Annotated in this window: 10 protein-coding genes and 1 tRNA gene; 6 read left to right on the forward strand and 5 right to left on the reverse strand. The window is 54.1% G+C overall.

Features of this window, described 5'->3' with window-relative positions; genetic code table 11:
- Positions 1 to 14: 14 nt before the first annotated feature.
- The 3 genes from sufB to PHD44_RS04075 all read right to left on the reverse strand — a co-directional run bounded on the left by sufB (position 15) and on the right by PHD44_RS04075 (position 2,897).
- Positions 15 to 1,514, reverse strand: a complete 1,500-nt coding sequence (gene sufB, locus PHD44_RS04065; protein WP_300188313.1) for a Fe-S cluster assembly protein SufB — start codon at positions 1,512 to 1,514, stop codon at positions 15 to 17.
- A 35-nt stretch (positions 1,515 to 1,549) separates the two neighbouring features.
- On the reverse strand, positions 1,550 to 2,041 hold the full coding sequence (locus PHD44_RS04070; protein ID WP_300188315.1) for an SUF system Fe-S cluster assembly regulator: 492 nt from the start codon (positions 2,039 to 2,041) through the stop codon (positions 1,550 to 1,552).
- A 154-nt stretch (positions 2,042 to 2,195) separates the two neighbouring features.
- Entirely contained in the window at positions 2,196 to 2,897 is a 702-nt protein-coding gene (locus PHD44_RS04075) for a hypothetical protein (RefSeq protein ID WP_300188317.1), read from the reverse strand.
- A gap of 251 nt (positions 2,898 to 3,148) precedes the next feature.
- Between PHD44_RS04075 and PHD44_RS04080 the strand changes: the two genes are divergently transcribed.
- A complete protein-coding gene (locus PHD44_RS04080) occupies positions 3,149 to 5,179 on the forward strand; it encodes a TonB-dependent receptor (protein ID WP_300188319.1) in 2,031 nt (676 codons plus the stop codon).
- Between the two features lie 149 nt (positions 5,180 to 5,328).
- Here PHD44_RS04080 and PHD44_RS04085 read toward each other — a convergent pair whose 3' ends face one another.
- On the reverse strand, positions 5,329 to 6,756 hold the full coding sequence (locus tag PHD44_RS04085; protein WP_300188321.1) for an HDOD domain-containing protein: 1,428 nt from the start codon (positions 6,754 to 6,756) through the stop codon (positions 5,329 to 5,331).
- 41 nt (positions 6,757 to 6,797) lie between these two features.
- Here PHD44_RS04085 and PHD44_RS04090 point away from each other — a divergent pair, with 41 nt between their 5' ends.
- From PHD44_RS04090 to PHD44_RS04110, 5 genes are all read left to right on the forward strand, one after another.
- On the forward strand, positions 6,798 to 7,043 hold the full coding sequence (locus PHD44_RS04090) for a hypothetical protein (RefSeq protein ID WP_300188323.1): 246 nt from the start codon (positions 6,798 to 6,800) through the stop codon (positions 7,041 to 7,043).
- 143 nt (positions 7,044 to 7,186) lie between these two features.
- Entirely contained in the window at positions 7,187 to 9,697 is a 2,511-nt protein-coding gene (locus tag PHD44_RS04095; RefSeq protein ID WP_300188325.1) for a heavy metal translocating P-type ATPase, read from the forward strand.
- Positions 9,698 to 9,708: 11 nt separating this feature from the next.
- Complete coding sequence (locus PHD44_RS04100) at positions 9,709 to 10,104, forward strand: DUF302 domain-containing protein (protein ID WP_300188327.1); 396 nt, start codon at positions 9,709 to 9,711, stop codon at positions 10,102 to 10,104.
- Between the two features lie 35 nt (positions 10,105 to 10,139).
- The gene (locus tag PHD44_RS04105) at positions 10,140 to 10,346 is read left to right on the forward strand and encodes a heavy-metal-associated domain-containing protein (RefSeq protein WP_300188329.1); all 207 of its coding nucleotides are present in this window, start codon (positions 10,140 to 10,142) and stop codon (positions 10,344 to 10,346) included.
- A complete protein-coding gene (locus tag PHD44_RS04110) occupies positions 10,343 to 10,618 on the forward strand; it encodes a glutaredoxin family protein (RefSeq protein ID WP_300188331.1) in 276 nt (91 codons plus the stop codon). Before PHD44_RS04105 ends, PHD44_RS04110 begins: the two co-directional genes overlap by 4 nt.
- 333 nt (positions 10,619 to 10,951) lie before the next feature.
- Here PHD44_RS04110 and PHD44_RS04115 read toward each other — a convergent pair.
- A tRNA-Thr gene (locus tag PHD44_RS04115) sits at positions 10,952 to 11,027 on the reverse strand.
- Between the last annotated feature and the right edge of the window lie 222 nt (positions 11,028 to 11,249).

Genomic DNA, 11,249 nt, shown 5'->3' on the forward strand with positions numbered 1-11,249 from the left:
ACAACGAACGGGAATTAACCTACGGAGCCTTCGAGCGATACGGCCAGCAAGGCCTGGGCCTCTACTGCAAATTCCATCGGCAACTCATTGAATACTTCCTTGCAAAACCCGTTGACGATCATGTTCGTCGCATTTTCTTCACTGATGCCGCGTGATTGCAGATAAAAAATCTGATCGTCGCTGATTTTGGACGTGGTGGCCTCGTGCTCGATCTGCGCGGTCGAATTCTTGGCCTCGATGTACGGGAAGGTGTGTGCCCCGTTACGATCACCAATCAAAAGCGCGTCACATTGAGTGTAGTTGCGCGCGTCATCGGCCGATTTGGCAATGTGTACCAGGCCGCGATAGGCATTCTGCGAATGGCCCGCCGAAATACTTTTCGAAACGATCGTGCTGCGGGTACGTTTGCCCAGATGAATCATCTTGGTGCCCGAATCGACCTGCTGATAGTTATTACTGACGGCAACGGAATAGAACTCGCCGACCGAATCATCACCGCGCAGGATGCAGCTCGGATATTTCCAGGTAATCGCCGAACCGGCCTCGACTTGCGTCCAGGTGATCTTGCTGCGTGCACCGCGCGCGTCACCGCGTTTGGTTACGAAGTTGTAAATGCCGCCTTTGCCTTCTTCGTCGCCCGGATACCAGTTCTGCACGGTGGAGTACTTGATGGTGGCATCGTCCAATGCGACCAATTCGACCACGGCGGCGTGCAGTTGGTTTTCATCGCGTTGCGGGGCCGTGCAGCCTTCGAGATAACTCACGTGCGCGCCTTCTTCGGCGACGATCAGCGTGCGTTCGAACTGGCCTGTGTTCTTGGCGTTGATGCGGAAATAGGTGGAAAGCTCCATCGGGCAGCGTACGCCCTTGGGAACAAACACGAACGACCCGTCAGAAAACACGGCAGAGTTGAGCGCGGCGTAGTAGTTATCGCCTGCGGGTACGACCGTGCCCAGATATTTTTTGATCAGATCCGGGTGGTTGTGCACAGCTTCCGAAAAAGAACAGAAAATCACGCCCGCTTCGGCCAGCTTTGCCTTGAAGGTCGTGGTGACGGAAACGCTGTCGAATACCGCATCGACGGCAACATTTGATGGTTGCACCACGCCCGCCAAAACGGCGCGCTCATGCAGCGGGATGCCCAGTTTCTCGTAGGTTTCGAGTAACTTGGGATCAACTTCATCGAGACTTTGCGGTTTGCTTGCCTCGATTTCGGCCAACTCGTCTGCGGTTTTCGGCGCCGCGTAATAAGACAAGGCCTGATAATCAATCGGCGGGTAATGTACATGCGCCCAGGTCGGCGGGGTCATCGTCAGCCAATGACGATAAGCCTTGAGCCGCCATTCGAGCAGGAATTCGGGCTCGTTCTTCTTGGCGGAAATCAGCCGGATGACATCTTCATTCAAACCCGGCGGGATGATGTCCTGCTCGATGTCTGTCGTGAAGCCGTATTTGTATTCCCGTTGCATCAGGTGTTCGATTTCCTGCTGCTCTGTGATGTGTTGCTCGGTCATGTTATTTCTCCCGAATCGGCGATATCTGATCTTGTCTATTGTGTGCTGGCTTGGCGGCGCGGTGTCTTGCTTGCTATTTGATTCATGTTTGTAGGCTGGCGTTCAAACCAAACCGGCACTTGAGGCGCGGGCTGAATCAATGCCGCCAGCGATGTGCTGTCCAGCAACTGGCGAACGCCCTGATTTATGGCTTGCCAGTGCGGTCTTAAGCCGCAATTGGCTTCACGATCACAATCATGATCGACCGTAAAGCATTCTGTCAGGGCGATCGGGCCATCTATGGCCTCGATGATATTGGCCAGACTGATCTCGTTTGCGCCGCGCGCGAGGCGATACCCACCGTTTCTCCCTTGTTGAGAGAGCAACAAGCCACCGGCAGAAAGCATTTTCAGCAGCTTGCCAACCGTGGGCAGGGTAAGCCCGGTGTCGACAGCCAGAATCCGTGCGGTAGATTGCGCGGCTTCTGTTCGTGCCATGGCCGTCAACAGCACAATGGCATAATCACTCATGCGGCTGATTTTGAGCATTTTGATCACCTTCTTGACTTAAGTTAACTGTACCAAATTGGTACGATATTTCAAGCATAAAAAACCGAAGCATTTGGCTTCGGTTGTGTGTGATAAAAATGCCTGTCCGTGTTTGGCTCATCGCGCTAACGGCTCATGGCTATGACTGCTGGAATTATTTAAGCAAGCGGCGATTGAACAGGTTGATGAAACCGTTGTTCAAATCGGTGGTAAACACAGCCCCGGTCACGGTTTGTTTGCCATCTTTGTAGCTGACTTGGTTCACTACGCCTTTTTTCTCTTTGGGGTTTACACCGAGTGCGAAGATATTGTCTTTGCCTGCCAGCCATGTTCCCACTGCTTTGTCTTCTTGCGCGGCCATTTCAACCCATTTTTTGCCAAATACAGTCAAATGCAGGAAGAGGGTGCCTTTGTAATCCTGCTTCGCCAAATCTGCCAGCAGCATCTTGACTTCCCTGGCGTTGGTTTCATCGCTTATTTGACCGCCGAATACCAAAGCAATGGCATCTTTATTTTTGAACTGCTGGGCGGCGAATGCGGCAGAATCCGGCTTGTTAAAAGCCACGATGTCCAGTCGGCGCTCGGGGTTTTCGGTTTTATCAGCCAGACCATCGGCTTTGTTATGGGCAACAAATTCACCAGCCATAGATGCAGCCAAGGCGACACAAATGGTGCTGTCGTTGACGGCAATGCCCAGGGTTTTTGCTTTGACAACGTTGTTGAGTGCCAAGCCTTCGAGTTGACCGGCATAAGCGCGCACGATGAATTGTTCGCCCAGAGTCAACGGCTTGGGATCGTTGGCCAGTGCGGGCAAGGTGGTGGTTAGAAGTGCGGCTGCAATAATCATTCGTTTCATATCGGTCTCCGTCGTCGGGTTAAAAAGACCAACTGAATCTATCGGGTAAAGCAGGACTATACAAATTTTTTCTACTGCATTAATTATGTATTAATCAATAAAACTAATAGTCTTTCCATGGATCTGTGGCTTGTGCAGCGGCAGGAAATGTAACAATATAACGTTCTATTTGTAACAAGTTCAGAGAGCATTCCATGTCTGATTGTTTTTTCAACGTGAACCAACCCCTTCATTTGTCGAAACCTGCCCCAATGGCTTCAGCCATCGTTTCGGCACTATTGATGACAATCACAGGTGGGATAACCCAGGTGGCACAGGCCGCGGACCTTGGCAGCATTACGGTCAACGCGCCCGCGACAGTGATCGGTTTGCCGGGCGCGCCGACGATGGTGCTCGATGGTCCCGCACTGTTCGAGCGTCAGGGGGCCAGCACTTTGGGTGGTTTGCTCGATGGTCTGCCCGGATTGAGTTCAACCTGGTATGGGCCAAACAGCAATCGCCCCGTCATTCGTGGCCTGGATGCCCACCGAGTGGATCTATTCAGCAATGGGTTGCCTGCGTTGGATGCCTCTGCGGTCAGTTACGATCACAATGCTCCGGTCAATCCCTTATCGTTTGATCGCGTTGAGATTTTACGTGGCCCGCAGGCATTGCTCTACAGCGGCGGTGCGGCGGGTGGCGTGATTAAAACGGATAATTCCGCCATCGCCATGCAGCCAGTCGAAGGTGTATCCGGTCGAGCCCAGTTGCAAGGGGATACCGGGTACAGTCGATCATCGACAGCGGCGTCCGTTAATGCGGGTAATGGTCTTTATGCCTTGCATCTGGATGGATTTTTGCAAAATTCGGGCGATTACAATGCGCCTGATGGTTACGCTGGGCCATCACTGGATGGCGGCAAGATTCGTAATTCGGCCGATCGTCAGCGCGGCGGCACGGTCGGTTTCAGCTTGACAGGCACCGATTCGGCCATCGGGTTCTCCATTGGTCAAAGCCGGGACTACTACGGCGTGATCGTTGATCCTGCCACACGAATCGATATGCGTTCCACCCAATATGATTTCAAAGCGCAACAACGGAATTTGTCCGGATTCGTGCAGCAGGTCACCCTGGAAGCGAACCACACGGACTATCAACATCAGGAATTGAATGACGGCGTGCCCGCCACCACCTTCAAAAACAAGGGCAACAGCCTGCGTTTGGCACTACAGAGTGAGTTGATGGGATTGAACTGGCAATACGGCCTGCAATACAGCCAGTTTGATTTTTCGGCGCTGGGTGATGAGGGTTTCTTGCCGAAAACCCACACGCGCAACATCGGTGGATTTGCGGTGGGCGAGGGCAAGCGCGGTGCCTGGTCGTACAGCGTCGGTGCCCGCGTCGAGCGGGTTCGGGTGCAATCCGATGGTGCAGGCGATACCGGCGTTGATCGTTTTGGCTCGCCAAGTTCAAGCACATTCACTCCCGCCAGTGCCTCGCTGAGTCTGGCTTATCAATTCTTGCCGCAGTGGCATGTGATCGGCCAGTTGAGTCATAACGAAAGGGCTCCGGCATTTGACGAACTCTACGCCAATGGCCCGCACGATGCGACCGGCGCTTATGAACTCGGTGATCCTAACTTGAAGACCGAACGCAGCAATACGGTCGAGCTTGGTTTGCGCTGGCAACATGAAAAGGCCCAGTTCTCCACCACGGCCTATCTGAGTGATTACCAGAATTACATTGGCTTGCTCGGAACCGATAGCTGTCGTGACGAGGATGGCGGGTTCATTGGCTGCACCAACGCCGATGCCTTGCCCGAGTACGATTACAGCGGCGTTCGTGCGCGGATTTACGGTCTGGAATTCAGCGGGTTGTGGCCTGTATTTTCTCATGCCGGGCATTCCGTGGATGCGCGTATCGTTGCCGATGTTGTCCGTGCCGAAAATCGCAGTGCGGATGAACCTTTACCCCGCATTGCGCCGCTTACGGTCACGCCTGCATTGTTGTGGCAGTACGGTTTGTGGACGGCGCAACTCGAGTTGCCCATGGCCGCCCGACAGACGCGCGTACCCGCGAGTGACGCGGCTGGGGAAACGCCGGGGTATGTCATGGTCAATGCCCGGTTGACACGGCAGTTCACGCCGCCATTTGGAGGCGGGCGCGTGGGCGGACAGTGGTATGTCGCATTGTCCAATCTCACCGACCGGACCGTGTACTCGGCTGGCAGTATCGATACGATGCGGTTTTTGGCGCCGAAACCCGGGCGCGCATTGTCTGCTGGGGTTCAGTTGCTGTTCTGAGCCGCTTCGGCGAAGCTAGCAGCCTGCCAGCAACCAACCTGCCCCAATGCGGTTTGGGGCATGGTGTCACGGAGATGGACTTGTGCTGTATCGATGTTCCGTCGAAACGGGTTTTAATTGGAGAAATCAGAAACAGGTGACTGGTTTACCTACCGAACCGATTTCGATTTGACTGCGAGAATTGCCTGGTTGCGCAGGGTGCGCAAGCTGTTGGCGTTCCCTTCGTGAAAGACATTGCTTTTGCCTTCCAGGTAGATAAGCCCGAAAGGTGCGCGATTGATGTAAAGCGGCAAGACTTCCGCCCTATCCGCTTTGCCTGAAAACTGCCAATCTGCGATGTCATCAACAGGCATGGCGGGGCGGAGCAGCGCTCGATCCTCGGCCGACTGGAACGTTTGGGCAATCCGGGAATTTCCCTTCAGCGATATGGGCATTTGTGTATGAAGCTTTGCGTACAAGGTGCCTTCACCCATTTTCGGTATCAGTTGCCAGTTATTCCGATCCAGCATGTAGAGCGCAGCCAGGTCCAGATTGAGTCCCTCGGCCATTGCTTTCAGTATCAGACCGAATATATCGCCCAGCTTGTAATCGCTCATCAATTTGGCGGTGACGTCTTCAATGCAGCGAGTCAGTACCTCTGAACGCTGTTCGTTGGAGACGGCTGTCGGCATGGTGTCGATGGGGAGTTGATCATCATTTTCCATGCTCATGCGTTGTAAAAACGCCGGCTTCACCTGGGTTTGAACCAGCATGGACTCGTATTCCCGAATGTGCGCTCGTGCATCGGTGATCGCTTTTTGATACAGGATTGGATCGATCCCCGCCGCCCTGGCCAGTTCCGCCATTCCCTGCTGCATTTGCGCAAAGGTCGCCGCATTGGCCATGAGCGATGCCGTCTCGTTGGCCAAACGACCGATGGCCTGAGCTTTTGCCGTGGGGTTGAGCCCCATAAGCTTGCCGGGCGTTGCGCGCGTGGTCAGAAAACGTCGCGCCGATTCGGGCAATCCCCACTGCTGACAGACATCCCGCGCAAGCGCCGCAGGTAGAACACCGGTCACGGCATGGATCGCGCTCGATTCATCCAAACCATCAACATTCCGGGCACGCTCAATTTCCGAAAGCAACTCTGGGGCATGGCGGAAGATCAGTAAGGCCCCAAGGTCTTGGAAAAGTGCACTCAGGAACATCTCCTCTACAGTGAAACCACCGATATGACTGGCCAGGTTCTTGGCAAGGAAGGCCTGAAAGAGGGCTTGCAGGAAACGGCTTTGAAGCAACTTGCCGTGTTGCTTGCACTCGATTTGCTCGAAAAGCGACATGGCCAGAGCTGCCATGCGGATTTCTTCGAATCCCATCAAGGTGACTGCGCGAGAGATGGTTGTGACCTGACCACCGAGATGTCGATATTCGACGGCATTGGCCAGTCGCAAAATCCGATGCGTCAGTGCCGGATCCTTGAGGATGAGCTTGACGAGTTCGTGCGATGAGGCGAGATCATTTTCTATGACGCGATAGGCCTCCTGAACAGTACGTGCAAAGGCGGGAAAATCGGGGCTGGCAGCAATACGTTTGAGCAAAATTTGGTGGAAATCGTCTTTCAAGGGATGGGCTTACTGAAATGGGTAAACTCGCCAATCTATCAGGTTTTGAACTGGAATTAGCCGATCCACCGTATCAAATCTCTATACCGCCCAAAAAATTTACGCGGCTGTACGTTCTGCACTGGCTTGTGTTTGAACCTGAGGTGATTCTTAGGGAAGCGCTGATTTATTCAGTGCTTCCCGCTTGGGGCAGGATGCCCCAACACGAACAAAGACATAAGTCTTTGATTCGTGAGCGCCATCGCGGGCGTGTACCGCGATGAGCGAGCTGATTTATTCCAAGGATGGAATAAATCTGCATTTACTTAGGTTCGTGCGCCCATAACCTGCGAAAGCCGGATTTTCAACTGGTAATCGTTTACTCTTTGCCTATGAATTTATTAATACCTTGTGAGCGTCGATTGCCATGACCAAATTCAGTGAACTGGATATCGGTGTAGATGGCATGACTTGCGCCTCGTGCAGTTCGCGAGTGGAGCGTGGTCTTGCCAAACTTCCAGGCGTGGCCTCTGCCAGTTTGAACCTCGCCACCGAACAGGCAACGATCAAATTCGACCCGCAACAGGTGCATCCCGCCGACTTGATCGAAGTCATCAGGGATGTCGGCTATACACCGGTTGTCGCCGAGATAGATCTCGCCATCGAAGGGATGACCTGCGCTTCTTGCGTCGGGCGCGTTGAGCGTGCACTGAAGCATTTGCCTGCTGTGCTGGATGCCGTGGTGAATCTGGCGACCGAACGCGCCCATGTTCGCTATATCCCGGCGATGGTTGGGCCGGATGAGTTGATCGTCGCAGTGATAGAGGCGGGTTATGGCGCCAGCCTTGTCGATGATTTTGCTGATGGTCACACCAATGGTGTGGAGCCGGATGATAACCGTCAGCAGAAGAACCTCTCTGCCATGAAGCGTGACGTGATTCTGGCTGCCGGATTCTCTCTGGTTATCATGTTCCTATCCATGGGCGCCATGTTCATCCCCGGGCTGGAGCGCGTGTTGGCAGGAATCAGCCCGTTCCCGAATTTTTGGGACTGGGTTCAACTGCTCCTCGCTTCGGTTGTACTGTTCGGCCCGGGGCGACGTTTTTTCAAACCGGGCTTTATCGCCTATCGTCATCTCTCGCCGGATATGAACTCACTTGTCGCGACCGGCACAGGAGCGGCTTACGCTTACAGTGTGTTGGTGCTGGTTTTCCCCTTCTTGTTTCCGGTCGAGGCCAGGCATGTCTATTTTGACTCGTCCGCAGTAGTCATTGCGGCCGTATTGGCAGGCAAATATCTGGAAGCGCTCGCCAAGAGCAGAACCTCCGCCGCGATACGCAAACTGATTGATTTGCAGGCGAAAACGGCGCATATCCTCGATGAATCCGGTGTTGAGCGGGATGTGTCCTTGGCACAACTGCACAAAGGTGATCGATTTGTCGTGCGTCCCGGCGAGCGTATTCCGACGGATGGGCGCGTGATCGAGGGACGTGCCCACATCGATCAATCGATGCTGACGGGCGAGCCATTGCCTGTCGCCAAGGGGCAGGGTGACGAGGTTGTCGGCGGTACGGTCGATCAGGACGGGCGCTTGCTGATTGAGGCGACTTCGGTTGGTCGAGATACCGTTCTGGCTCAAATCATCAAGCTGGTTGAAAGTGCGCAAACGGGCAAGTTGCCGATACAGGGTCTGGCCGATCGCGTGGTTCGCGTGTTCACGCCTGTTGTGCTGGCCATTGCGCTGATTACCTTCATTACCTGGATTGTATTGACCGGCAATGTCAGTGTGGCGCTTGTCGCCGCTGTCGCCGTGCTGGTGGTCGCTTGTCCCTGTGCCATGGGCTTGGCAACGCCCGCCGCCATTATGGTGGGCACGGGTCGTGCAGCAGAGTTGGGTGTGCTTTTTCGCAAAGGCGAAGCATTGGAAACGCTTTCCCGTGTGGATACGGTACTGTTCGATAAAACAGGCACATTGACGGAAGGCCGCCCGACTTTATCGGATATCGGCGGCCCTTCGCCCGATGAAGCCCTACGCTTGGCGGCGGCTCTTGAAGGAGCATCCGAGCATCCTCTGGGGCGTGCCATCGTGACTGCTGCAGAACAGCGAGGTGTCATATTGCCTGCTGCCGAGGACTTCCGCTCTATCGTCGGTGATGGCATCGAAGGCATGATCGAAGGGCACAGGGTGCGTGTCGGTTCTCGCCATTTTCTTGAACGTGAAGGCGTGGATCTCGGCTCGAATTCCACAGAAGCCGCTCAATTTGAAGAGGCAGGCCAAACGACCGTATTTGTCTCTGCAGACAGCACGTTTCTCGGCTGGCTGGCGATTGCTGATCGAATCAAACCCGAGGCAAAAAGCGTGGTTGATGCCTTGCGCCAGCGGGGCATCCATATTGCGATGGTCACCGGAGACGCGAAGCGGACCGCTCAAACGGTTGCCGCCATGCTGGGTATCGACGAAGTACACGCAGAAATTCGCCCACAGGATAAGGCCAGGGTGGTTTCTGAACTTCAATCCAAGGGACGTCGCGTTGCATTTGTTGGCGACGGTATCAATGATGCGCCTGCATTGGCTCAGGCCGATGTTGGCATCGCGCTGGCTTCAGGGACAGATATCGCCATCGAGGCGGCCGATGTCACGCTCACGCGAGGCCAATTGCGCGAGGTGGTTACGGCAATAACAGTCGCGCGACACACCCTCTCCAATATTCGCGGCAATCTGTTCTGGGCCTTCTTTTACAACATTCTTTTGATACCGATTGCTGCGGGCGTTGCCGTTTCGATCGGCATTCATCTCAATCCAATGGTGGCCGGGGTGGCAATGGGCTTATCCTCGGTGTTCGTGCTGGGGAACAGTCTTCGTCTTAAAAGGCTCAAAGCATTCCAACCAGATCCAATCACCCAATCAACCAATATCCCGTCTCACCCCAAAACCTAGAGGTATTTCCCATGAGTTCTTATGTTTTCTCCGTCACCAGCCCGAAAGATTACGAATCAACCATCCCGATGGTTACCGAGGCATTAAAGCAGGAAGGCTTTGGTGTGCTGACTACGATCGATGTGGCTGCAACACTCAAGGCAAAATTAGGTCTCGAACGAAAGCCATACATTATTCTGGGCGCCTGCAACCCGAACTTCGCCCATCAGGCAATGGAAGCCGAACCGGATATCGGCGCTCTTTTACCCTGCAATGTTGTCGTGCGCACCGAACCGGATGACACGGTGAGCGTCGTATTCATGGATCCGGTATCCGTTCTGGGGATGGTCAACCACCCCGGCGTGGATAAGATCGGTCACGAGGTGCGTGAAAAACTCATGCGCGTCGCCGAAGCTGTACGCGGTTGATGTGATGAAAGCACTTTGAATCAGGGGGATCAACAATGAGTGAAATCAAGTTAAAAATTACCGGCATGACCTGCGAACACTGCGTTCGCGCCGTCAACAAGGCGCTTGGGGACGTGCCGGGTGTAACCGATGTTGAAGTAACTCTGCAACCGGGTTCCGCAGTTATTCATGGTGAGATGGACCCGGCCGATCTCATCTCTGCGGTGACCAGTGAAGGCTATACAGCGGAGGTTCAGTCTTGAGTGCAGCACCTCAGACCACGAGCACTTCGGTATTGCTTTACACCAGTCCCGGTTGTCCTGATTGTGCTGCCGTACGCAACTACCTCAATGAACACCGGATTGATTTCGAAGAGCGCAGCGTGGCTAACCCCGGTGTGGCCGATGAGGCCAAATCCCGTTACGGTGTGCGTGTCGCACCGATTACCGTTATTGCAGGCAATGCAATATGGGGGACCTTCGCTGAACAGAAGCCGAAGCTTGATGCCACGTTCGGGAAAACTGGAATGCAGTAGCTTTTTGGTGTGGCCGGTGTTGCAATCGTTTTTACATCACCCGATATCATTCTGGTGCTGGGAAGATCATGGTGGTCAAGACAATCGCATCAGCCACAAATTCAAAATCGGCTACTTCAGGGTTTTGCCAACGGCTATGTGGCAAAAGTGACACAAGAGTAAACCCTGCCCATAGGGTCATTTATTCTGGCTAAAACCTTACAATTTTCTAGTGTTCTGACTTGGGACGGGGAATAGTCCGGGCAAAAGAAAATCCAAACTCGCTGAGTTTCTTAAATTCTATGCACCGTAACTACCGCTAATTTCGATCAAGTCACTGATTTAAAATCATTTTGGTGCCGGAAATAGGAATTGAACCTACGACCTTCGCGTTACGAATGCGCTGCTCTACCAACTGAGCTATTCCGGCAAGACGTGAAATTTTCCTGATCTTGTTGGGAATGTCAACGGAAGAACGGGAGCTATGGGCCGGAGGGCATTCAGGCGTGTGTCTTGTCGAGCCGGGCCAGCGTCTGCGCTTCCATGGCCTTGAGATCGTCGATTTCTTCGCGGGTGAAACCGGCGGCCATGCGCCCCGGTTCGTCGTAGGGGCCGCGAATACGGCCGTGCATGTATTCGGCCAGCAAGTCGC

The organism is Halothiobacillus sp., assembly GCF_028710545.1.
GTDB lineage: Bacteria > Pseudomonadota > Gammaproteobacteria > Halothiobacillales > Halothiobacillaceae > Halothiobacillus.